Annotated in this window: 22 protein-coding genes; 6 read left to right on the top strand and 16 right to left on the bottom strand. The window is 64.6% G+C overall.

The window, feature by feature from the left end:
• Positions 1-57 precede the first annotated feature (57 nt).
• The 9 genes from hslU to HDG39_RS02225 all read right to left on the bottom strand — a co-directional run bounded on the left by hslU (position 58) and on the right by HDG39_RS02225 (position 9,715).
• Positions 58-1,404, bottom strand: coding sequence for an ATP-dependent protease ATPase subunit HslU (gene hslU, locus HDG39_RS02265; protein ID WP_184002886.1), 1,347 nt, complete (start codon positions 1,402-1,404; stop codon positions 58-60).
• Between the two features lie 10 nt (positions 1,405-1,414).
• The gene (gene hslV / locus HDG39_RS02260; RefSeq protein WP_184002884.1) at positions 1,415-1,951 is read right to left on the bottom strand and encodes an ATP-dependent protease subunit HslV; all 537 of its coding nucleotides are present in this window, start codon (positions 1,949-1,951) and stop codon (positions 1,415-1,417) included.
• Positions 1,952-2,290: 339 nt separating this feature from the next.
• A complete protein-coding gene (gene dksA, locus HDG39_RS02255) occupies positions 2,291-2,710 on the bottom strand; it encodes an RNA polymerase-binding protein DksA (protein ID WP_008923580.1) in 420 nt (139 codons plus the stop codon).
• 681 nt (positions 2,711-3,391) lie between these two features.
• Positions 3,392-4,465 carry a CobW family GTP-binding protein gene (locus HDG39_RS02250; RefSeq protein ID WP_184002882.1) on the bottom strand — a complete coding sequence of 358 codons (1,074 nt, stop codon included), beginning with the start codon at positions 4,463-4,465 and terminating at the stop codon, positions 3,392-3,394.
• 225 nt (positions 4,466-4,690) lie between these two features.
• Entirely contained in the window at positions 4,691-5,893 is a 1,203-nt protein-coding gene (locus HDG39_RS02245) for a class I SAM-dependent rRNA methyltransferase (protein WP_184002880.1), read from the bottom strand.
• 61 nt (positions 5,894-5,954) lie between these two features.
• On the bottom strand, positions 5,955-6,878 hold the full coding sequence (xerC, locus tag HDG39_RS02240; RefSeq protein ID WP_184002878.1) for a tyrosine recombinase XerC: 924 nt from the start codon (positions 6,876-6,878) through the stop codon (positions 5,955-5,957).
• A gap of 27 nt (positions 6,879-6,905) precedes the next feature.
• The gene (locus HDG39_RS02235) at positions 6,906-7,664 is read right to left on the bottom strand and encodes a DUF484 family protein (RefSeq protein WP_018419108.1); all 759 of its coding nucleotides are present in this window, start codon (positions 7,662-7,664) and stop codon (positions 6,906-6,908) included.
• 57 nt (positions 7,665-7,721) lie between these two features.
• Entirely contained in the window at positions 7,722-8,657 is a 936-nt protein-coding gene (gene dapF / locus HDG39_RS02230) for a diaminopimelate epimerase (protein ID WP_184002876.1), read from the bottom strand.
• 173 nt (positions 8,658-8,830) lie between these two features.
• Complete coding sequence (locus HDG39_RS02225) at positions 8,831-9,715, bottom strand: lipid A biosynthesis lauroyl acyltransferase (RefSeq protein ID WP_184002874.1); 885 nt, start codon at positions 9,713-9,715, stop codon at positions 8,831-8,833.
• Positions 9,716-9,999: 284 nt separating this feature from the next.
• Here HDG39_RS02225 and metK point away from each other — a divergent pair, with 284 nt between their 5' ends.
• A complete protein-coding gene (metK, locus tag HDG39_RS02220) occupies positions 10,000-11,190 on the top strand; it encodes a methionine adenosyltransferase (RefSeq protein WP_018419111.1) in 1,191 nt (396 codons plus the stop codon).
• Between the two features lie 230 nt (positions 11,191-11,420).
• Here the strand turns inward: metK and HDG39_RS02215 are convergent, their stop codons facing one another.
• Positions 11,421-11,783, bottom strand: a complete 363-nt coding sequence (locus HDG39_RS02215) for a hypothetical protein (protein ID WP_184002872.1) — start codon at positions 11,781-11,783, stop codon at positions 11,421-11,423.
• Positions 11,784-11,874: 91 nt separating this feature from the next.
• Between HDG39_RS02215 and HDG39_RS02210 the strand changes: the two genes are divergently transcribed.
• On the top strand, positions 11,875-12,033 hold the full coding sequence (locus HDG39_RS02210) for a hypothetical protein (protein WP_184002870.1): 159 nt from the start codon (positions 11,875-11,877) through the stop codon (positions 12,031-12,033).
• A gap of 320 nt (positions 12,034-12,353) precedes the next feature.
• On the top strand, positions 12,354-13,115 hold the full coding sequence (locus HDG39_RS02205; RefSeq protein ID WP_184002868.1) for a phytanoyl-CoA dioxygenase family protein: 762 nt from the start codon (positions 12,354-12,356) through the stop codon (positions 13,113-13,115).
• A gap of 31 nt (positions 13,116-13,146) precedes the next feature.
• Here the strand turns inward: HDG39_RS02205 and HDG39_RS02200 are convergent, their stop codons facing one another.
• Positions 13,147-13,353: a DUF3185 family protein gene (locus tag HDG39_RS02200; protein WP_018419114.1), complete on the bottom strand. Its 207-nt coding sequence runs from the start codon at positions 13,351-13,353 to the stop codon at positions 13,147-13,149.
• 232 nt (positions 13,354-13,585) lie between these two features.
• On the opposite strand from HDG39_RS02200, the gene mgrA reads away from it, so the two are divergent.
• Positions 13,586-14,629: an L-glyceraldehyde 3-phosphate reductase gene (gene mgrA / locus HDG39_RS02195; protein ID WP_184002866.1), complete on the top strand. Its 1,044-nt coding sequence runs from the start codon at positions 13,586-13,588 to the stop codon at positions 14,627-14,629.
• Positions 14,630-14,729: 100 nt separating this feature from the next.
• Here mgrA and HDG39_RS02190 read toward each other — a convergent pair whose 3' ends face one another.
• From HDG39_RS02190 to HDG39_RS02170, 5 genes are all read right to left on the bottom strand, one after another.
• Positions 14,730-14,912, bottom strand: coding sequence for a hypothetical protein (locus tag HDG39_RS02190; RefSeq protein WP_184002864.1), 183 nt, complete (start codon positions 14,910-14,912; stop codon positions 14,730-14,732).
• Between the two features lie 327 nt (positions 14,913-15,239).
• Positions 15,240-16,430, bottom strand: coding sequence for an MFS transporter (locus HDG39_RS02185; RefSeq protein WP_311664832.1), 1,191 nt, complete (start codon positions 16,428-16,430; stop codon positions 15,240-15,242).
• Positions 16,431-16,697: 267 nt separating this feature from the next.
• Entirely contained in the window at positions 16,698-18,272 is a 1,575-nt protein-coding gene (locus HDG39_RS02180; RefSeq protein WP_184002860.1) for an efflux transporter outer membrane subunit, read from the bottom strand.
• Positions 18,273-18,274: 2 nt separating this feature from the next.
• Positions 18,275-19,585, bottom strand: coding sequence for an efflux RND transporter periplasmic adaptor subunit (locus HDG39_RS02175; RefSeq protein WP_184002858.1), 1,311 nt, complete (start codon positions 19,583-19,585; stop codon positions 18,275-18,277).
• A 103-nt stretch (positions 19,586-19,688) separates the two neighbouring features.
• Positions 19,689-22,871, bottom strand: coding sequence for an efflux RND transporter permease subunit (locus tag HDG39_RS02170; RefSeq protein ID WP_184002856.1), 3,183 nt, complete (start codon positions 22,869-22,871; stop codon positions 19,689-19,691).
• Positions 22,872-22,891: 20 nt separating this feature from the next.
• Between HDG39_RS02170 and HDG39_RS02165 the strand changes: the two genes are divergently transcribed.
• Both HDG39_RS02165 and HDG39_RS02160 read left to right on the top strand, forming a co-directional pair.
• Positions 22,892-23,056 (top strand): hypothetical protein, encoded by a 165-nt coding sequence (locus HDG39_RS02165; RefSeq protein WP_184002854.1) that lies wholly within the window; start codon positions 22,892-22,894, stop codon positions 23,054-23,056.
• Between the two features lie 238 nt (positions 23,057-23,294).
• Complete coding sequence (locus HDG39_RS02160) at positions 23,295-23,507, top strand: hypothetical protein (RefSeq protein WP_018419122.1); 213 nt, start codon at positions 23,295-23,297, stop codon at positions 23,505-23,507.
• Positions 23,508-23,657: the final 150 nt, after the last annotated feature.

Here is a 23,657-nt window from a genome sequence, read left to right as displayed (position 1 = left end):
CCATGCGAAGGCAGCCCGTTTTTCATGCATCAGCGCTTCACGCTGTCACTGCGCATGTCACAGCACGTAGCGCGACAGATCCTCGTCTTCGGCGACTTCGTTCAACGCGCGATCGACATACGCCGCGTCGATCTGCACTGCACGGCCCGAATGATTGCCGGCCGAGAACGACACTTCTTCGAGCAGTTTTTCAATCACCGTATATAGACGCCGCGCGCCGATGTTCTCGGTCTTCTCGTTGACCGAGTACGCGATCTCGGCGAGACGGCGGATGCCGTCGTCGGCGAATTCGAGGTGCACGTCTTCGGTCGCGAGCAGGGCCTGGTATTGCTTGACGAGGCTCGCGTCCGTCGACACGAGGATCGATTCGAAGTCGTTGACCGACAGCGAATCGAGCTCGACGCGAATCGGGAAGCGTCCCTGCAGCTCGGGAATCAGGTCGCTCGGCTTCGCGAGATGAAACGCGCCGCTCGCGATGAACAGGATGTGATCGGTCTTCACCATGCCGTACTTGGTGTTGATCGTCGTGCCTTCGACGAGCGGCAGCAGATCCCGCTGCACGCCCTGACGGGACACTTCACCGCCGCCCGCTTCGTTGCGCGATGTGATCTTGTCGATTTCGTCGAGGAACACGATGCCGTTCTGCTCGACGTTCTGCACCGCCTTGCTCTTCACCTCTTCGTCGTTCAGCATCTTGCCGGCTTCTTCGTCGGTGAGCACCTTCAGCGCTTCCTTGACCTTCATCTTGCGGCGCATCTTCTTGCCGCCGCCGATGTTGGCGAACATCGAGCGGATCTGCTCGGTCATGTCTTCCATGCCCGGCGGCCCCATGATGTCCATGCCGACCTGCGGCTGCTCGACGTCGAGCTCGATTTCCTTGTCGTCGAGCTGGCCTTCGCGCAGGCGCTTGCGGAACGTTTGACGCGTCGTGCCGCCTTCATCGGCGGTGTCGGTCGAGCTCGAGCTCGAGCCGAAGCCGACCGGCCGTGCGGTTGGCAGCAGGATGTCGAGGATGCGGTCTTCGGCCAGATCGCCGGCCTTGGTCCGCACTTTGCGCATTTCGGTTTCGCGGGTCTGCTTGACCGAAATTTCCATCAGGTCGCGCACGATGCTGTCGACGTCGCGGCCCACGTAGCCGACTTCGGTGAACTTGGTCGCTTCAATCTTGATGAACGGCGCGTCCGCGAGCTTCGCGAGACGCCGCGCGATTTCGGTCTTGCCGACGCCGGTCGGTCCGATCATCAGGATGTTCTTCGGCGTGATTTCCTGGCGCAGCGGTTCGTCGACCTGTTGACGGCGCCAGCGGTTGCGCAGCGCGACCGCCACGGCTTTCTTCGCGCGGCCTTGGCCGATGATGTGTTTGTCGAGTTCGGAGACGATCTCGGCGGGGGTCATGGTGCTCATCGATGGGTCCTTACTCGATCGTCTCAATGACGCGGTTATGGTTCGTGTAGATGCACATGTCGCCGGCGATTTCCAGCGACTTCTCCACGATGTCGCGCGGCGACAGCTCGGTGTTGTCGGCAAGCGCCTTCGCGGCCGCCTGCGCGTACGCACCGCCCGAGCCGATCGCACAGATGCCGCCTTCGGGGTCGAGCACGTCGCCGTTGCCGGTGATGACGAGCGTGGTGGTCGCGTCCGCGGCGATCAGCATCGCCTCGAGACGACGCAGCATGCGGTCGGTGCGCCAGTCTTTCGCGAGCTCCACGGCCGCCCGCGTCAGATTGCCCTGATGTTTTTCCAGCTTCGCCTCGAAGCGGTCGAGCAGCGAGAAGGCATCCGCCGTGCCGCCGGCGAAGCCGACTAGCACCTTGCCGTTGTAGATGCGCCGGACCTTCTTCGCGCCGCCTTTCATGACGATGTTGCCGAGCGTGACCTGGCCGTCGCCGCCGAGCGCCACCTTGTTGCCGCTGCGCACGGAAACGATCGTCGTGCCGTGAAATTGCTCCATATGCGTTCCTCTTTGCAAAACAGGTAGGACGCGGCAGCGCTGTGTGCTACCGCATGAATCCAGTCAGCGGACGGCGCGCCGGCTGGCGCGCTCATGAGCGCATGTCCGATCTATTTTAGGGCGCGCACGGTCATATCAAGATCCGCCGGAAGGCCTAGGACGAAAAACTGAGAATCCGCTCAGGGAGCCTGAGAAACGAGGCGGGAAGGGACGGCGGGGCGGGACGGATGGCGGAGCATGCGCGGATGTCGCGCAAAAAGAAAAGGCGCACGGTTCACCGTGCGCCTCTCGACGAAGCAGCGTTTTCAGGGCGCCAAGCCGAAGCCGCGCCGCAGACAATCAGTCGCCGAACAGCTTTTGGCGCAGTTCGCGGCGCTCCTGGGCTTCGAGCGACAGCGTGGCCGTGGGCCGCGCGAGCAGACGCGGAATGCCGATCGGCTCGCCAGTTTCCTCGCACCAGCCATAGTCGCCCGCCTCGATTCGCGCGATCGATTGCTGCACCTTCTTCAGCAGCTTGCGTTCGCGGTCGCGCGTGCGCAGTTCGAGCGCATGCTCTTCCTCGATCGTGGCGCGATCGGCCGGGTCCGGCACGATGACCGTTTCGCGCAGGTTCTCGGTCGTCTGGCCGGCATTGCGGAGAATGTCCGCCTGCAACTGTTCGAGCCTGTTCTTGAAGAAGGCGAGCTGATCCTCATTCATGTAATCCTTGTCGCTCATCTTCAGGATTTCGGCTTCGGTCAAGAGTCGTTTCGTCGTCATCTGGCTTACTTCTTCAATGTGAGGCAAAACTCATAGTGCCCGCACTTTCGTATTGCCCGCAAACGCGTCGCGCGGACGCGCAGCGCAGGGTGGCCACGAACGTTGGACTGTCGTGACGCCGAAGCGCCTGGCGCCCACACACCGGGCGTTGCTAGCTACGCCGCTGCGGGGCCGAACTCCTCTGGAAACCGATTCACACATGCTCCTGAGGCATCGCTCGCCGACGAGCGCGTGCCCTTTCAGGCCGTGCCCGCCGGCGTTTTCGGCGGGTCTCCGGACAAGATTTTCCGGCGCCGTTTCAGGCCCGTCGCGGGATACGCGCGACCGGGCAATTCGTTGTCATTCTCCAGTGGGCACGTATTGTAACTGAATCACAATTCGGCACCGCAACTGCTGAAAGCCGGCCTGCGGCGCAGCGATATCCCGAAAATATAACGCGCACAAAGCCAAAAAGCGATGGTCGTGCACGCTTTAATACAGCAGGGTTTTCACGCGTTTTTCATATGACCTGGATTCGAAAGTCCTCGGCGCCGCGGCGTCGCCGTTTCAACAGAGGATTCACGCCCGCGCAGTCGGCGGCGGGCGTCTCACCGCACTACAACTAGCACGGTGCATGCCGCGCTGCGCGCGGCGTGTCGTGGGCTGCTCCGAGGCTTGCTTGCGCGACGGCGCTGCGCCCGCTCAGGCGAGGCAGGCGTCGAGACCGTCGGTGATCAGGTCGCGCGGCAGTTCGATGCCGATGAACACCATCTTGTTGGTCTTCTTCTCGGCCGGTTGCCATTTCGCGGCGAGGTCGCTGCCCATCATTTGATGCACGCCCTGGAACACGACCTTGCGATCGACGCCCTTCATGTACAGCACGCCCTTGTAGCGCAGCAGGTGCTCGCCATAGATCTGCAGGATGCCGCCGAGGAAGTCTTCGAGCTTGTTCGGATCGAACGGACGATCGCTGCGGTACACGAACGACTTGATCTTGTCGTCGTGATGCGCATGGTGGTGATGTCCGTGATTATGGCCTTCGTGATCGCAATTGGCGTGATCGTGGTCATGGTCGCCTTGCGTGTGGCCGTGCTCGTCGTGCGCGTGGCTATGCGCGTGTTCGTCTTCACTCAGGAAGTCCGGATCGATTTCGAGCTTCGAGTTCAGGTTGAAGCCGCGCAGATCGAAAATTTCCTTGATGTCCGCCTCGCCGAAATTGACGACCTTGATCGCCGCCTTCGGGTTCATGTGCAGCAGACGGTGGCGCAGATCGCCCACGTGCCGCTCGTCGACGAGATCGGCCTTCGTGATGAACAGCCGGTCCGCGAAACCGACCTGGCGCTGCACCACTTCGTGCTGGTCGAGCTGATGGTTCGCATGCTTCGCGTCGACTAGCGTGATGATCGCGTCGAGCAGGAATTCGCTCGCGATCTGGTCGTCCATGAAGAAGGTTTGCGCGACCGGGCCCGGATTCGCGAGGCCGGTGGTTTCGATCACGACGCGGTCGAAGTCCACTTCGCCCGCCTGCTTCTTCGCGGCCAGATCGTTGAGCACGCGCGACAGGTCGCCGCGAATCGTGCAGCAGATGCAGCCGTTGCTCATCTGGATGATCTGCTCGCTCGTGTCCTGCACGAGGATCTCGTTGTCGATGTTCTCTTCGCCGAACTCGTTCTCGATGACGGCGATCTTCATGCCGTGCTTTTCGTTCAGGATGCGCTTGAGCAGGGTGGTTTTGCCGCTGCCGAGAAAGCCGGTCAGGATGGTGACTGGAATCATGTGGGTCGCCTGTAAGTCGTGAAACGGTGCGTGATCGGACGCTAGCGCGCAAGGCTAGCCAGATGCGTTAGGCGGGGCGCCGCAGCCGGATGGCGCGAGCCCTGTTCAGCCGGTTATTGAAACATATTTGCCAGTCGGGCGCAGGGGCGGCCGGCTGATGGCCGCCTGCGCTGAGCCTGGCCGCTGCCGCCGCCGACACGCGCAATCACCGGGAAATAAGGGCGATCAGGCGATTTGCAACAGCAGCCCCTTCAGATACTCGCCTTCGGGGAACGCAGTGAGCAGCGGATGATCGACGCCCGCGCCAAGGCGCTTCAGGATGCGTGCGTCGACGCGTGCGTCGGCGGCCGCGCCCGCCACGATCTTCTGGAACAGCTCGGGATCGATCGCGCCCGAGCATGAGAACGTGAACAGCAAACCGCCCGGGCGCAGCAGCTTCAGGCCCGTCAGATTGATGTCCTTGTACGCGCGCGCCGCGCGGTCCACGTGCTCGCGCGATGGCGCGAATTTCGGCGGATCGAGCACGATCAGGTCGAAGCGTTCGCCTTCGTCGTAGAGGCCCCGCAATGTCTTGAACGCGTCGGCGTCTAGCCAGTTCGCGCGGTCGGCGTCGAAGCCGTTGGCCGCCACGTTCTGCTGCGCGAGCGCGAGCGCTTCCCCCGACGAATCGACCGACACCACGCGCTTCGCGCCACCCTTGAGCGCCGCGAGCGAAAAGCCGCCGGTGTAGCAGAAGCAGTTCAGCACGTCGCGATCTTTCGCGAACTGCTGCACGAGCAGGCGGTTATCGCGCTGGTCGACATAGAAGCCGGTCTTGTGGCCGTTGCGCACGTCGACGTGATAGCGCACGCCGTTTTCGCTCGCGATCAGCTTCTCGGAAGGCGGCTCGCCGGCGAGCACGCCGGTGATCTGCTCGAGCCCTTCCTTCTGACGGATCGACACGTCCGAGCGCTCGTAGACGTTCGGGCAGCCGGTCGCGCCGACCAGCGCCGCGACGATCGCGTCCTTCCACGCTTCGACGCCGGCCGCCATGAACTGACAGACGATCTGGCTGCGCTGATCCGCGTCCTCGGCGACGTAGTAATCGACGATCAGGCCCGGCAGACCGTCCGCCTCGCCGAAGATCAGCCGCACCGCGCCGGTGTCGCGCACCATCGCCTGACGATGCGCGAACGCGCGCTGCACGCGGCGCTTGAAGAACGCGTGATCGATCGGCTCGGCTTCGTCGAAGCTCCAGACGCGCGCGCGGATCTGCGAATGCGGGCTGTAGGCGGCGCGGGCGAGAAAGCGGCCATCGTGCGCGCGCACGAGCACGGTCGCGCCGGGCGCGGGGCGGCCGTCGACGTGCTCGATCGCATTGGCATAAACCCACGGATGGCGGCGCAGCAGCGATTTTTCTTTCGACGGTTTGAGCGTAACGGTATTCATCAGGTGTAGGTAAAGTGCAAGCGAAGGCGGCGCGTCGTGGCGCGCGGCGTCAGTCGCGTGATCAGTTGCGTTTCTTTGCGCGAGGATGCGCGCTGTCGTAGACGTGGGCGAGGTGCTGGAAATCGAGGCCCGTATAAACCTGCGTCGCGGTGATGCTCGCGTGGCCGAGCAGCTCCTGCACGGCGCGCAGATCGCCGCTCGACTGCAGCACGTGCGTCGCGAACGAATGGCGCAGCACGTGCGGATGCACGTTGGCCGGAATGCCGGCGGCGAGCGCCGCGCGCTTCACGCGCTCGCGCACGACGTTCGGCGACAGCCGGTTGCCACGCGCCGACAGGAACAGCGGATGCGGATCGTGGCGGACCATCGGTTCGCGCACCGCGAGCCATGCGTTCAGCGCCACGGCCGCCTTGCTGCCCACCGGCACGACGCGACGCCGATTGCCTTTGCCGAGCACTTCGACTTCGCCGGAATCGAGTTTCAGCCAGCCGGCCGAGCGATAGCCGTCGACGTCGGCGAAACGCACGTCGAGGCCGACCAGTTCGGCGAGGCGCAGGCCCGACGAGTAGAACAGCTCGAGCATCGCGTGATCGCGCAGGCCTTCGGGCGAGTCGGCGGGCGGGCTGTCCATCAGGCGCGCGGTGTCGTCGACGGAAAGCGCCTTCGGCAGCGTTTTCGCCTGCTTCGGCGCGCGCACCGCGGCGACCGGATTGGCCGGCAACTCGACGTGGCCCGCGAGCCAGCGATAAAACGCACGCCATGCCGACAGCCGATGGCCGATCGACCGCGCGGTGAGACCGCCCGCATGTGCGCGAGCGACAGCGCCGCGGATGTCGACGGCGGTGAGGCTTTCGAGCGCTCGGCCTTTGGCGAGCTGCTTCAGTTCCGCGAGCTCATGCGTGTAGCCGCGCAGCGTGTGCGCCGACAGCCGCCGCTCGTGCTCGAGATGCGACAGGTAGGCGGCGATCGGGTCGGCGGCGGTCACGGTACGGGTGACGTTGCGTGGCGCGGCTCAGCGCGGCAGCAGCCGGCTCAGCGCGGCGCTCGCGAGCGCGCCGATCTGCGTGAGGAAATCGGTGGCCATGCCTTCGTGGAAGCGCCGCGGGTCGGATGAGCCCATCACGAGCAGGCCGAACGTCGGCGCGTCTTCGGCGCCTTCGGGGTCGCGCAGCGCGAGCAGCGCGATCGATTCGGTGCTCTGCGCCGTCCCGTTCGACGCGACGCCGAGGTCGTCGGTCGCGCTCGTTGTCGCGCTTGCCGCCGGGTTGGTCGTCCCGTTGGGCGCGACCGCAGCTTGCGCGAGCCATTGCGCGGCCTCGAAGCCGGTGTTTGCGCCGCAGTACGGCGTGCTCAGGCTGCCCGCGAAAATGCGCACTTCCTCGCTGACGTGGCGCGCGAAGTCCGCCTGCGCATACGGCTCGGCGACGTCCCACACGCGCAGTGCCGCTTGCGGCACGTCGAAGATGTCGCGCAGACCGCCGGCGATCGTGCGCGGCAGCGCGTAGGGATCGCGCTCGGCCATCACACGGATGGTCCAGCGGTTGAATTTCGACGCAATGCTGTCGTTCTCGTGACCGTAGCGCAGCAGTTCGGCAAGACGCCGCTCCAGATGCTTGTTCTTGTCGCGCAGCATCTCCATCTGCCGCTCCTGCAGTGACACCGCGGCTTTGCCGTGCGGGTTCGCGAGCCGGATCGTCGCGAGCGTTTCCGCGTGTTCGACGAAGAATTCGGGATTGGCGAGCAGGTATTCGGCGACTTCGCGTTCGTTCATGGTTTCGGCTAGAGGACTACGGGATGGCCGCCTCACGGCGGCGCGTCGGTCAATGAGTTAGACGGAGGGCGCCATGTCGGCCGGGCTGGACGGATTGTGCTGCGACGAGTCCAACGAGGCGCTCGACGCCTCTTCGGCCAACTCGATCTCCCCTTCGAAGACGGTGGCTGCGGGGCCGGCCATCAGCAGCGGCGCGCCTGGGTGCGCGCTGTCCCACGTGATGGTCAGATCGCCGCCGTGCGTATGTATGAGCACCGGCGAATCCAGCAGCCCGCGCCGGATGCCGGCCGCGACCGCCGCGCACGCGCCGGTGCCGCACGCGAGCGTTTCGCCCGCGCCGCGTTCGTAGACGCGCAGCCTGATCTCGTTGCGGTTGACGATCTGCATGAAGCCCGCGTTGACCCGCTGCGGGAAGCGCGTGTGCCGCTCGATGGCCGGACCTTCGACGAGCACCGGGAACACCTCGGCATCGTCGACGACCTGCACGGCGTGCGGATTGCCCATCGACACCACCGACATCCAGCGCGTCGTGCCGTTCACGTCGAGCGGCCAGAGCGTATCCGCGCCTTCGCGGCGGCCTTGCAGACCCTTGGTCGCGAACGGCACGAGTTCGGGATCGAACACGGGCGTGCCCATGTCGACGATCACTTCGCCGTTGTCCTGCATCGTCAGCGTGATCGTGCCTTTCTGGACCTGCACGCGCACGCTGCGTTGGTCGGTGAGACCGCGCTCGCGCACGAACTTGACGAAGCAGCGCGCGCCGTTGCCGCAGTGTTCGACCTCGCCGCCGTCGCAATTGAAGATGCGATATCTGAAATCAACGCCTTCGACGGTCGGCTTTTCGACCAGCAGCAACTGGTCGGCGCCGACGCCGAAATGGCGGTTCGCCAACGCGCGCACCTGCGCCGTGGTTAGATCAACCGGTTGGGTATAGCCGTCGAGTACGACGAAGTCGTTGCCCGCGCCGTGCATTTTGGTGAATTTGAGCTTCACGTTTTCCGTGTATCCGTTGCTGCGTAGGGCTTCGCGCGTACGGGCGGAGCCGAAAATCCCGGCCTCACCGGCTGTTGGGTGAATCACCCATTGGAGCCGTGCTCGGCCAATTGCAGATGATACACGTTGGCACATCGGAAACGGTACGGCAGGCAAGGAGCCCAGCCCCACCTTCAATACACCCCCGGCACCCCCGGCGGGCGTGTCTTGAACCGCTTGTGCACCCAGTAATACTGCTCGGGCATCAGCGGAATCTGCTCTTCGAGAAACTCGTTCATGCGTCGCGCATCAGCGTCATCGTCGCCGGTCGGATAGTCGTCCCAAGGCTTGAAGACCCTGAGCCGGTAGCCCTTGTAGTTCGGCAGCACCTCGCCGATGAACGGTACGACCTGCGCGTGCCCGACCTTCGCGAGACGGCCGACCGCGGTCAGCGTGCAGGTCGGCACGCCGAAGAACGGCACGAACGTCGAATTGCGCGCGCCGTAGTCCATGTCCGCGCCGAGCATCACCGGTTTGCGTTCGCGCAGCCAGCGCAGCACGACGCGCGCGCTGTCCGCGCGGCTCGCCATGTCCGCGCCGAAACGCGCGCGCGCTGCTTTCGCGACTTCCTCGAGCTGCTGATTCGACATCGGCTGATAGAGGGAGCCGCACTGGCGCTTCAGCGAGTAGTTCAGAAAAATCGAACCGGCCTCGATGCCGACAAAATGAAAGCCGAGAAACAATGTGGGCGGCAGGTTCGGGTCCGTCAGGTCGATCGCGCTGTCGAGCTGGATCAGCATTTCGAGCCTCTTCGCCGAGCCGAACCACTGCACGCTGCGCTCGAGATAGCTGCGGATGGCATGACGGAAGTGTTTTTGCGCGACGTCCCCCCGGCGCTCGTCGCTCCAGTCGGGGAAGCACAGCTTCAGATTCGTATGAACGATGCGCTTGCGACGGCTCGGGATCTGGTAGAGCAGCCAGCCGAGCCCGTCACCGAGACGGGCGACGAATCCATAAGGCAACAGCGCAAAGAGTTTGAGCAGCCCGATCGCGAGCTTCGCACCGTAGCGGCTCAGCATGCAGCCTCCAGGCGCGCGGCGCCGCAAGGGGCGAAATTGTGGAAAGCGGAAAAATAGACGTGATACCGCACTCGTTTCGACTCTGTGACATTCAAGGGAAGTCGCTATAATAAGTGCTTCGCCGAGTTAATAGACAACTTGCGGGGCGAAGCCGGCGGGTGCGGTCCATGGGTTCCATGGGTTTTGCGTCCATCGGTCAGGTAATCCGCTAAAGCGTCGCCGCTTCAGACTCCCGAAGTCGGCTACGTGGAACGCAACCGTAACCACTAACAGGAGTCTGCAACGTGGCAAATGACTATTTCTTCACTTCCGAATCCGTTTCCGAAGGCCATCCCGACAAAGTCGCGGACCAGATCTCGGACGCGATCCTCGACGCCATCCTCGCTCAAGACAAGTACTCGCGTGTCGCGGCCGAAACGCTGTGCAACACGGGTCTCGTCGTGCTGGCCGGTGAAATCACCACCACCGCGAACGTCGACTACATCCAGATCGCGCGCAACACGATCAAGCGCATCGGCTACGACAACACCGACTACGGCATCGACTACCGCGGCTGCGCGGTGCTCGTCGCCTACGACAAGCAGTCGCCGGACATCGCCCAGGGCGTGGACCGCGCGCACGACAACAACCTCGATCAAGGCGCGGGCGACCAGGGCCTGATGTTCGGTTACGCGTGCGAGGAAACGCCGGAACTGATGCCGCTGCCGATCCACCTGTCGCACCGCCTCGTCGAGCGTCAGGCGAATCTGCGCCGCGACGGCCGTCTGCCCTGGCTGCGTCCGGATGCCAAGTCGCAGGTCACCGTGCGCTACGTCGACGGCAAGCCGCATTCGATCGACACCGTCGTACTGTCCACCCAGCATTCGCCGGACATCGATCTCGACACGCTGCGCGAAGCGGTGATCGAGGAGGTGATCAAGCCGACGCTGCCGGCCGAGCTGATCAAGGGCGACATCAAGTTCCTCGTGAACCCGACCGGTCGTTTCGTGATCGGCGGTCCGCAGGGCGATTGCGGTCTGACGGGCCGCAAGATCATCGTCGATACGTACGGCGGCGCGGCGCCGCACGGCGGCGGCGCATTCTCGGGCAAGGATCCGTCGAAGGTGGACCGCTCGGCAGCGTACGCCGGCCGTTACGTCGCCAAGAACATCGTGGCCGCGGGCCTCGCGTCGCGCTGCCTGATCCAGGTGTCGTACGCGATCGGCGTCGCCCAGCCGACCTCGGTGATGGTCAACACGTTCGGCACCGGCCGCGTGTCGGATGCGACGATCACGGAACTCGTGCGTCAGCATTTCGACCTGCGTCCGAAGGGCATCATCCAGATGCTCGACCTGCTGCGCCCGGTCTACGAGAAGAGCGCGGCGTATGGTCACTTCGGCCGCGAAGAGCCGGAATTCACGTGGGAAGCCACCGACAAGGCGCTCGCACTCGCCGAAGCGGCAGGCACTGAGCCGGTCGCGGCGCTTGCCGAATAAGCGCGAGCCGATCGCCGCTTGAAAGCAAACAAACCCCGCCGGCGTGAGCCGGCGGGGTTTTCTTTGTCGATCGATGGAGTAGCGAAGCCGCCGCGCGAAGCACGTCGTCGAGGCGGCGCGCTCGAAGTCTTGCGGCGCTCGAAGTCAGGCCAGCGGTGAACGCCCACCCGGTCAGCAGATCAGCGGTCTAGCCACTCAACGCGCAACTGCAACTCACCGGCCCAGCAATCTCACCGGCTCGCAAACGCAAACGCGAACCACCCGCTGCTGCTCGTCGACAGGCGACGCGGTCGGCGGCTCGCAGGCGTGGGCACCGCCGGCGCGCGTTTCGCGACCGCGAGGCGCAACGGTGTCGGTTTGCGCAGCAGCGTGCGCAGCGACAGACGGCGCGTGCCGCTCTGCTGGCGTAGCGCCGAGAAGAACGTATGGAACCAGGTGCGAAAGCCGTCGACGGCCTTCGCGTCGCGCCACTGCTCGCCGAGCGCGCGGGTGCGCGCGGCATGATGGCGCAGCGCTCGCATCATATGGCGGCGCGCGGGACGCGCCGCTTTCAGCGCGGCGCGGGTAAGACGGGTGCTCAAAAGAGTATGCATGGCTTCACATTTAGGCAATGAACCGCACGTCGGCGCGTGCACCGGATGTGCACGGACAAACAGCACCATATGTGCCAATGACTGGGTTGCGATGAACGGCCTGAAAGCGGGAAATTCGGTGCGGGTCGTGGCGCGGGAGATCGCGACGCGAAACACGGCGCACAGCGCAGCGAAGGTACAACGCGGAGAAACCGACGGCACGGGCCCTGACGGCCTGCGCACAACAGAAAACTGCGTAAGCGACGATTGACATGCGAGCAGGCTACACGGGAATCGTGACGTCAGAAAGTCGGTTATTACCCGCGAGACTGGATTTCTTCGCGGATCGAATCGTCGCGGATGCCAGTTCGCAGTCACCCTTTACGGGCGATTTGCGTGCGCGTTTGCCCAGCGAATGTGCGGTGCGGGCGCGCCGCGCGCCTGAAACCGGTGCATTGGCGCGCCGCGAAAAGCGAAGGCGAGCGGCGCAAAAGATCAGCAGGACGCAGGGGCCTCTCGCGGTGAACCAACGCATCCCGATCGCGCCCGTTTTACAATCGAACATCAGTTAGTCGACGGTAACGGAACGCCATGTCACTCCATTCGAAGAAAGAGCAGATTCAAACGTTGCGGGAGCAGGGTTTTGTCGTCGTGCCAGGACTCGTGTCGCCCGAGCGTTGCGACGAGTTGAAGCGGATCGCGCAGCGGCAGCTGCAGGAAGTGGCGGCGCCGATCGAATTCGAAGCTGATTTGCAGTATCCGGGCGCGCCGTCATCGAAGGATGCTCCGGGCGGACATACGGTGCGGCGCCTGCTCGACGCGTACGGTCGTCACCCCGCGTTCGCGCAATGGGCGACCGCGTCCGAAATCCGTGGCTGGATGGAGCTGTATTTTGGCGAGGAGCCGCGTCTGTCGCGCGCGCATCACAACTGCATGATGACCAAGCACCCCGCGTACGGCAGCCTGACCGGCTGGCATCGCGACGTGCGCTACTGGTCGTTCGAGCGCGACGATCTGGTGTCGGTGTGGCTCGCTGTCGGCCCGGAAACCGTCGATAACGGCGCGCTGTGGTTCGTGCCGCAATCGCACGGCGCCGCGTTCACATCGGACCGTTTCGACGAAGCGAAGTTTTTCCGCGCGGATCTCGCCGAGAACGAGGCCGCGATCCGCAGGGCGGTGTCGCCCGAGCTGAAGACCGGCGACGTGGTGTTCTTTCACTGCAACACGCTGCACTCGGCCGGCAAGAATCTCAGCGATGAGGTGAAGTTCTCGCTCGTGTTCACCTATCACGGCGCAAGCAATGTTCCGCTGCCCGGCACGCGCTCGGCCGCGAAGCCCGAGATCGCGTTCTAGATTATCGTGGTCGCGGGCCTTGCGCCGACGTTCAGCGCTTGCGCCCCGACATCGCGATTCCCGTCAGCCCGGCGAGTGTCGCCACCACGCCCGCGACGATCAGCACGATCGCCTTGTTGCTCGGCGAGCCGGTAAAGAAGCGCGACACGTCGCTGCTCACCGAATTGAATGCCTGCCCGCCGAAATACAGCAGCACGATACCGCCGACAATCAGCGCGATCGAAATCGCTTTCGTCATCTGCACCTCCCATCAACCTGAACCGGCCAGAGTGTAGGTGAGGCGTGCGTGCTCGTCCATCGCGCATACTGGTTGCGCTGCAAGCGCCGCGTCGATTGGCTAACATAGCGGTCGGTCCGGCCGCACCGCGGCGACGCCACAACAACAAATTTTCCCAGCAGCACGCCTACCGCAACGCGCGAATCCTCACGCCCGCCATCCTCGGGCGATCTCATCGACAAGGACACTAGCAATGGCTTACGAAGCAGCTTCAGAACGCTATTCGGACATGCAATACCGCGTCTGCGGCAAGTCGGGTCTCAAACTGCCGGCGCTGTCGCTCGGCCTGTGGCACAACTTCGGCGACACCACGCCGATCTCGACGCAGCGTGACATCCTGCGCACGGCCTTCGACCTCGGCATCACGCACTTCGATCTGGCGAACAACTACGGCCCGCCGTACGGCAGCGCGGAAACCAATTTCGGCCGTCTGTTCACGGACGATTTCAAGCCGTATCGCGACGAGTTGCTGATTTCGTCGAAGGCCGGTTGGGATATGTGGCCCGGTCCGTACGGCCAGGGCGGCGGCTCGCGCAAATATGTGCTTGCGAGTCTCGATCAGAGCCTGAAGCGCATGGGCCTCGATTACGTCGACATCTTCTATTCGCATCGCTTCGACGCGCATACGCCGCTCGAGGAAACCGCGGGCGCGCTCGCTAGCGCGGTGCAGCAGGGCAAGGCGCTGTACATCGGCATCTCGTCGTACTCGTCGGCGAAGACGCGCGAAATGGCGAAGCTGCTCGGCGAATACAAGGTGCCGCTGCTGATCCATCAGCCGTCGTACAACATGCTGAACCGCTGGATCGAACACGACCTGCTCGATACGCTCGACGAAGTCGGCGCGGGCACGATCGCGTTCACGCCGCTCGCGCAGGGATTGTTGACCGGCAAGTATCTGAACGGCGTGCCGGCCGATGCGCGCGTCAACAAGCCGGGCGGCGGTTCGCTGAAAGACGAGCATCTGAGCCCGCAGAACATCGAGCACGTCCGGAAGCTCAACGACATCGCGCAGCGCCGTGGTCAAAGCCTCGCGCAGATGGCGCTCGCGTGGGCGTTGCGCGATCCACGCGTGACGTCGGTGCTGATCGGCGCCAGCCGCGCGGAGCAGGTGCGCGAGAACGTCGGCGCGCTGAAGAACCTCGCATTCTCGGCTGACGAACTCGCCGAAATCGATCGCTATGCGACCGAAGGCGGGATCAATCTGTGGGAAAAGCCGTCGACCGATCAGGCGATCTGATCGCGTGAGGAGCCGTCCGCGCAACAGGCGGACGGACACAAGGGCAAAACGAAGCCGCACGCTCAGCGTGCGGCTTTTCTGCAGGTATTTCGCCGCGCCGCTAAACGAGCGCCGGCAGACCCTCGACCAGCGCCACCGCGCACATCACACCGATCAGCGCGCCCAGCACACGCAGCCCGTTGTGTCGCAACTCGGTCTTGCAGGGCAGCGCGCCGACGAATAGCGCGCCCGCCAACGCCATCGGAATGACCAGGATGAAATCGGCGATCGTAAAGTAGGTCATCTTCGTCTCCTCCCATGCAGGATGGTTGATATGTCGTTCCAGCAGAGGCCGCGGCTTCGAAATCATGCAGCCCCATTGCACGAATCGAGTATAGGAGACCGATGGAGCGGCGCGACGGCGCAAGCTGGCGCGTCGGCGCTTATTCGTAAGCTGCTGAACCCAGGCGCGGCGCGGCCTGCGGCGATTGGCGCGGTGCAACAAAACGCGGCGGAAAATAGCAAACGTTCGCTTACGCAAGGCTTTCGTTTTGCCGCCGATCCATTTGGGTTGGCTGATTGCGGCCGGCTCGCGGTGCCTGCACCGCGCAACGCGACCGATGCGCCGGGGCTATTCGCGCCCGCGCAGGCGGCTCGCCGCGATCAAGCCGATCACGAGCAGCGCACCGACTAGCCCGACGACACCGTTCCAGCCATGACCGGCCCAAACATGGCCGCCATACGAACCGACCAGGCTCGAGCCGATGTAGTACGCGAGCAGATACAGCGCAGCGGCCTGGCCTTTCGCGTCTTTCGCCAGACGCCCGACCCAGCCGCTCGCGACCGAATGCCCGGCAAAGAACCCGAACGTCACGCAGGCGATCCCGGTCGCGATCGCCGCGAGCGGATGCAGCATCGTCAGCGCGAGGCCGAACACCATCAGCAGCAGGCTCCCGATCAGCACGCGCGCGCGGCCGAACGTGTCGGCCATGCGCCCGGACCATGGCGACGCGACCACGCCAACCAGATAGACGATGAAAATCGCGCCGATCTCCGTCTGATTCAACCGATACGGCGGCGCGAGCAGCCGGTAGCCGATGTAGTTGTACAGCGTGACGAAGCTGCCCATCAGCACGAAGCCGAGCAGGAACAGCAGCGGCAGACCCGGTCGCGTGAACTGTCGCAACAGCAGCGTGCGGTGATGCGCGAAGCCGAGCCCGCGGCGCGGCACGAAATGGCGCGACGGTGGCAGCAGCGCGCGGAACGCGAGCATCGACAGCAGGCCGAGCACGCCGATCGTGCCGATCGCGACGCGCCACGAAAACAGATCCGCGACCACGCCGGTGATGACCCGCCCGGCCATGCCGCCGATCGCCGTGCCGCCGACGTACAGGCCCATTGCGAGGCCGAGGCCGTCGGGATGCACTTCCTCGGCGAGATAAGCCATCGCGACGGCCGGCACGCCGCCGAGCGCGAGCCCTTCGAGCGTACGCAGCACGAGCAACTGGTGCCAGTGCGGCGCGACCGATACGCCAATCGTCAGCACCGAGGACACCGTCAGCGACAGCGTCATTAGCTTGTGCCGGCTCCGACCCTCGGAGACGAAACCGGCGACGAAGATCGCGAGCGCGAGCGCGGCAGTGGAGAGTGACAACGACAGACTGCTTTGCGCCGGCGTCACGTTGAACGCTTCGGAAAACGACGGCAGCAGCGGCTGCACGCAGTAGAGCAGTGAGAACGTCGCGTAGCCGGCGAACAGCAGCGCGAGGCTGGCACGCCAGTACGCGCGCGAGCCGCGTTCGAGATAAGGGATGTCCGACACGGTGGTGGTGCTTGCGCAAGCAGCTGAAGCTGCGCCGCGGGAGGGAACGGCAGATGCAGTCCGCTGGGATTGCGGCGGCAGGGTCACAACAAAACTCCTTGGGTCACACGGAAACGCGCAAAAGTGTTAAGGATACGCTGAAAACGCGTTTCAAGCCGGCGTCGCGGGCAACGCGGCGTGCTATCGGAGCGGCGGGCGCTAGACCGCGACGCCGCGGTGCGCCCGCAGCGCTCCATTCGCAGTACGTCGCGCGCCTATCTCCCGGCGCTAGCCGTGCGCCCCGGCTTCACTGCCCGGCGCCTGCGCCCGCGTCGCCCCCGAAGTCGCCGTCGACGGATGCACGAGCGCGTCGTCGCCCGGCAGTGCCGACGTATCCCAGCCGCCGCCGAGCGCCTTCACCAGCGCGACGCTCGCGGCCATCCGGCGGCGCGCGATCGCGACCGCGTTGCGCTCGTTGGTCAGCGCGGTCGTCTGCGCGACGACCACGTCGAGATAGGTGATCGCGCCGTTCCGGTAGCGGTCCGACACGACCGCGAGCGCGCGCCGCGCGGCCGCGACCGCGTCGTCCTGCGCAGCGGCTTCCTGTTCGAGCACGCGCAGCGCGGCGAGATTGTCCTCGACCTGGCCGAACGCGTTCAGCACCGTCTGCCGATATTGCGCGACGCTTTCGTCGTAATGCGCGCGCGCCTGCTCCTTGACCGCCGCGCGGCCGCCGAAGTCGAGCAGCGTGCCCGCGAGCGTCGGCCCGAGCGACCATAGCCGGCTCGGCGCGAGCAGCCACTGGCTGTAATTGGTCGCTTCGAGCCCGCCCGTCACGGCCAGCACGAGGTTCGGGAAAAACGCCGCGGTGGCCACGCCGATCTGCGCGTTCATCGCGGCGACGTGCCGCTCCGCCGCCGCGATATCGGGACGCCGTTCGAGTAAGCCGGACGGCACGCCGGTCGCCGCGACTACCGGCATCGCGACGAGCGGTGCGACCGGCAAAGTGAAAGTAGAAGGCGGCTGGCCGATCAGGATCGCTATCGCATGTTCGAGCTGCGCGCGCTGCACGCCGAGGTCGAGCGCCTGCGCCTGGGTCGTCTTCAGCTGTGCTTGTGCCTGCGCGACATCGGCGTCGGTCGCGATGCCACCGGCGTAGCGATGCTGCGTCAGTTCGAGCGCCTGCTGGTAGGCCTTGATCGTGTCGTCGAGCAGTTGACTCTCCTGATCGAGTCCGCGCAGCTCGAAATAATCGGTGGCGAGCTCGGCCTGCATCGACAGCAGCGCGGCGTCGACGTCGGCGGCGCTCGCCTGCGCGCCGGCCTTCGCGCCTTCGACGCTGCGCGACACGCGGCCCCACAGATCCGGCTCCCACGACGCGTCGGCCCGCACCAGATAGTCGTTCAGCGTGAGACCGGCGGTCGATTTATGCAGCACGTTCTCCGAGGTCCGCGTGCGCGAATACTGGGCGCCCGCGGTGAGCACCGGGAAGAATTGCGAGCGATATTGCGCGACGGTCGCGCGCGCCGCGCGAAAGCGCGCTTCGGCGGCCTGTACGTCCTGGTTCGCGCTCGCGACCTGCGGTTCGAGCGCATCGAGCGATGCGTCGCCGTAGATGCGCCACCACGCGCCGCGCGTGAGCGTGTCGGCCGGTTGCGCCGGCTTCCAGCCGGTGCCCTCGAGTTCGCGCCAGGTCGCGGGCGTGACGGCGGCGGGCTTCACGTAGTCGGGGCCGACGGTGCAGGCGCCGAGCGCGCCGGCGAGGCTCAGCGCAACTGCCGAGGCGCGAACGGAAACGCTCGCCGACCCAGCCGCGAACCAAGCCAATGACGCAACCACGCGCCGCCAAACCGACCTCTTCATGATCACGTCCTCGCGGCCGGCCGCGCGCCGCCTTGCGCCGCCGGCGAGCTGGCCGCCGCGCCGGTTGCACCCGCCGCCCCAGCCGCGCCCTCCGAAGCCGCACCGCTTTCCGCCTTGCGCGGCACGATCCGCACCGGCGCGCCATCGACGATCGAATCCTGCGGATTCAGAATCACCTGCTCGTTGCCCTGCAAACCCGACACGATCGCGACGCGCGTGCCGAAGTCCGTGCCGAGCGATACCGGCAGCAGCTTCACCTTGTGCTGCGGATCGACGGTCGCGACCTTGACGCCGTCGGGGCGGAACAGCAATGCGTTGCCCGGCAGCGTGAACGGCGCCGTGCCCGCGTCGAGCGCGAAATGCACCTGCGCGTACGCGCCCGGCAACAGCTCGCCGCTGCGATTGTCGACGTCGACTTCGACGAGCATCGTGCGCTGCTGCGGATCGACCGCGCCGGCGGTGCGCGCGACCGTGCCCGGGTAGTGCCGCGACGGCGTCTCGGTCAGCGTCAGAAACGCGCTCTGCTGCGCGTGAACCTGCTGCGCGTATGCCTGCGGCACGTTCACGTAGACGCGCAGGCGGTCCGCCTGGGCGACATGAAACAGCTCCTTCGCGGGACCACCCGAGCTGCCCGCGTCGATCAGCGCGCCGACGTCGACGTTGCGCGCGGTCACGGTGCCGTCGAACGGCGCATAGACCTTCTGGAACGACTGCGTCTTTTCGAGTCGCGCGACGTTGAAACGCGCGGCGTCGAGCGTGGCTTTTTTCGCGAGCATGTCGCCGACTTTTTCGTCGGTCTCCTGCTTCGACACCGACTTGCTGCTGAACATATCTGTCCAGCGATCAGCTGTGCTCTTCGCGAGCGCGTAATTCGCTTCGGCGTTCGCGAGGTCGGCGCGGGCGGCGCGCAACTGGTCGTCGACTTCGGGGGTGTCGATTTCCGCGAGCAGCTGGCCGCTCTTCACGCGGGCGCCGATGTCGGCGTACCACTTCTTCAGATAGCCGTTGGTGCGCGCATAGATCGGCGTATCGAGAAAGGCCTGCACATTGCCGGGCAACACGAGATCGAGCCCGGCCGACGACTTCTGCGGCTGCACGACTTCGACGCTCATCTGGCTCGCGTGCTCGGCATCGCGTTCGAGCGCCGCATGCGCATCGTGGCGCGACCAGATGCCTTGCGCGGCGAGCGCGAGCACGGCGACGGCGGCGGCGATCATGATCAGGCGCGCGCGTCGCGCTTTCGCGGGGTCATGCGCGGTGTGGCCACCGGAACCAGAGCCTGAACCTGAGCCGCCGGGACGTTGTGCATCCATCAAACTTCCCCTTCGAAATTGCATGGGCAGTCGATGCTGCCTCTTATGCCGTGGCATCGCACGGTGCGCGTGCCGGCTTGTACGGTCATCGCGTGCTGGACGTTCATGGGTTCTGCACCACATGTTCCGCGGCACGCTGATGCCGCGCCGCGAGCCGTCGATAGATCATCGAGAACACGACCGGTACGAAGATCAACGTGGCCAGCGTGCCGAGCGCGAGCCCGCCGATCACCGCGCGTCCGAGCGGCGCGTTCTGCTCGCCGCCTTCGCCGAGCCCGATCGCCAACGGCACCATGCCGATCACCATTGCGAGCGCGGTCATCAGCACCGGGCGCAAACGTGTGAAGCCCGCTTCGATCGCAGCGCGCGTCGCGTCGCCGTGCAGCAGCAACTGTTCGCGCGCGAAGCTGATCACCAGAATCGAGTTCGCGGTCGCGATGCCGATACACATGATCGCGCCGGTGAGGGCAGGAATCGACAGCGTGGTGTGTGTGAGGAACAGCATCCACACGATGCCCGCGAGCGCACCCGGCAGCGCCGTGATGATGATGAACGGATCGAGCCACGACTGGAAGTTGACGACGATCAGCAGATACACGAGCAGCACCGCGAACAGCAGACCGGCGAGCAGGCCCGAGAATGACGCGTTCATCGTTTGCACCTGGCCGCGCAGTTCGATCGTCGAGCTCTTCGGCAGCTCGGTTTTCGATGCGTCGATGATCTTGCGGATGTCGTCGGACACACCGCCGAGATCGCGGCCGTCGGCGGTGCCGTAGATGTCGATCGTGGTCTGCGCGTTGTAGTGCGTCAGCACCGCGTTGCCGGCTTCGCGGCGCATCGTCGCGAGCGAGCCGAGAATGTTGCTGCGGCCGTTGGCGTTGAGCGGAATATTCGCGAGCGATTGCAGCGAATCGATCGTGTATTGCGGCGCTTCCGTGATCACGTTGTAGCTGACGCCATTGCGCGGATTGAGCCAGAACGTCGGCGTGGTCTGTTGGCTGCCCGACAGCGTGATCAACAGATTGCTCGCGATATCGCGCTGCGAAAAACCCGCTTGCTGCGCGCGCGTGCGATCGACGTCGATGAAGATCCGCGGCAGATCGGCGGGCTGCTGGATGCGCGCATCGGCGAGACCCGGCACCGTGCGCAGACGGTGCAGCAGGTTCGCGGCGAACGCGCGATTGGCTGCAACCTCACGGCCGACGATCTGGATATCGATCGGCGACGGCATGCCGAAATTGAGCGTCTGACTGACGATATCGGCAGGCAGAAACGCGAACTGCACGCCGGGGAATTCGTCGCTGAGCGTGCGCCGCAATTTGCGCACATAGCCGGCACTCGGATGATGATCCGGGTTCAGCGTGATCAGGATGTCCGAGTCGGATGTGCCGATCGTGCCCGTGTTGCTGTACGAAAGGTTGATGCCCGACACCGGCAGACCGATGTTGTCGATGATCGAATGTAGTTCGCCGGCCGGAATCAGCTGACGGATGCGCGCATCGACACGATCGGTCAGCACCGCGGTTTCCTCGACGCGCATGCCGGTTTTCGCGCGCATGTGCAGCGCGATCGTGCCGGCATCGACGGCGGGGAAAAAGTCGCGGCCGATAAACGGCAGCAACAGCAACGAAGCGCAACAGCACGCGAGAAACAGCGTGACGAACAGTCCCGGTCGCGCGACACGCGCTTCGAGAAACACGCGGTAACGCTCGCGCAAACGCGAGAAACCGCGCTCGAACGCGTAGTGCATGCGCATGAACGGATTGCGCGTTTGCACCGGCGCGTGATGTAAATCCGCGGGCTTGTGGTGATAGCGCAGCAGATACTTCGCGAGCGTCGGCACGAGCGTACGCGAGAAGAAGTACGACGCGAGCATCGCGAACACCACCGCTTCGGCAAGCGGAATGAACAGATAGTGCGCGACACCGGTGAGCAGAAACATCGGCACGAACACGATACAGATCGACAGCGTCGACACCAGCGTCGGAATCGCGATCTGATGCGCGCCGTCGAGAATCGCCTGTTCTAGCGTCTTGCCCTGTTCGAGCTGATGGCTGATGTTTTCGATCGCGACGGTCGCATCGTCGACGAGAATCCCGACCGCGAGCGCGAGCCCGCCGAGCGTCATGATGTTGATCGTCTGACCGAGCGCGGACAACGCGATGATCGACGTGATCATCGACAACGGAATCGATACCGCGATGATCAGCGTCGCGCGCCAGTTGCCGAGGAACAGCAGAATCATCAGGCCCGTCAGGCACGCGGCGATCAGCGCTTCACGCAATACGCCCTGCACGGATGCACGCACGAACAGCGATTGGTCGGCGACGGGGTCGATATTCAGCGACGGCGGCACCAGATTGCGCAGCGTCGGCATCATCGTCTTGATGCGGTCGACGATATCGAGCGTGGACGCGTTGCCGCTTTTATTGATCGTCAGCAGTGCGGCGCGCTGGCCGTTCACGCGCACGATGTTGGTCTGTGGCTGGTAGCCGTCGCGCACGTGCGCGACGTCGCGGATATAGATGGTGCCGTTTGCCGTGGTGCGAATCGGAATGTTGTTGAGCCCCGCGAGGGAATCGGGGCTGCCGTTCATTTCCACCGAGTACTCGGTCGAGCCGATTTTCGCGGTACCCGAGGGCAGGATCAGATTTTGCGCGGAGACTGCGTTGACCACGTCGATTGGCGACAGATTGCGCTCCTGCAGCTTGCGCGAATCGATGTCGACCATGATCTGCCGCTGCTTGCCGCCATACGGCAGCGGCGCGGATGCGCCCGGAACGGTGGCGAGTTGCGTCTTCAGGAAGTTATTGCCGAAGTCGTAGAGTTCCTGCTCGGTCAGCGACGCGGACGACAACGCGAGCCGCAAGATCGGCACCGTCGACGCGTTGTAGCGCAGGATGAACGGCGGCGTGATGCCGGGCGGCAGCGAGCGCACTTGTGATTGCGACAGCGCGGTGACCTCGGCGAGCGCTTCGTCGATATTCGCGCCCGGCTGGAAAAAGATCTTGATGACGGTGATGCCGTTCAGCGATGTCGATTCCGTGTGTTCGATATCGTTGACCGCCACCGACAAGCCGCGCTCGTAGTTCAGCGCGATGCGCCGCTCCATTTCGTCGGCGGGCAGGCCGTTATACGACCAGATGACCGAGAGCACCGGAATATCGATGTTCGGAAAGATGTCGGTGGGCGTGCGCAGAATGGTCAACGGTCCGACGATCAGCAACAGCAGCGCCAGCACGACGAACGTATAGGGGCGCCGTAGCGCGAGACGAACGATCCACATGACTAGCGCAGACGGATGAAATGAGCGGCGACCGCGCCGCGCGGATCGCAAACGCAGGCGCGCACCTCGGCGCGAAGGCCGGTGCGAAGCTGCGCGGCGCCCGCAACTGGCAGATCGTTCTGGCCGTGCACGTTTTTGATGTCTCCCCCCGCAGGGTTTATGATGGTCTGCATTACGACGTCTGACGCCGAGATCATCGGCCGTGCGCAGCGTAATGGGAATAGGGCGAAACGACTGGTGAAAGCCTTCTATTCGCCTTCCCAAAGCCCCGCAAAGCGGGAACAATGACTCGAACCTTCACGCGCCATGCGCGCGACAGGACAGATTAAGTGCGCACGCAACGTCAAATGCGAAGCGGCGTTTTTATCATCACCTCGACCGGCGTGAAATCATAAAGCCGGCTAAGGGAAGCGGGGAATTATCATGGAAGTCGGTTCCATTGTCCGATCGGTACATATCGCCGTGCCGCAAGGCGCGCGCGGAATCGTCATGCGCATTCTTGGCGACATGGCGATGGTGGCGTGGTACGCCGGCGAGCCCGGCGCCTCGCAGCAACTCAATACCGAACCCTTTTTCCTCGAAGATCTGATCGATACCGGCGACCTGATACGTCCGGCCGGCGCGCAGACGCATTGAACGAGAGACTTACCGGTTGCTCATTGCCGTTGCGTGACACGCAGGTGCGGGCTGTAGTGATGCTGTAAGGTGAAACCGGCTCGCCAGTATCGCCGTGGGCCGATGCGCGCGTCGATTCACGGCGCGTCCCAGATCAGCCCGTATTTCTAG

It is taken from the genome of Paraburkholderia lebeckiae, assembly GCF_014201005.1.
Taxonomy (GTDB): Bacteria; Pseudomonadota; Gammaproteobacteria; order Burkholderiales; family Burkholderiaceae; genus Paraburkholderia; species Paraburkholderia tuberum.
The sequence above is the reverse complement of the archived record's forward strand: the minus strand, read 5'-3'. Positions and strand labels throughout refer to the sequence as shown.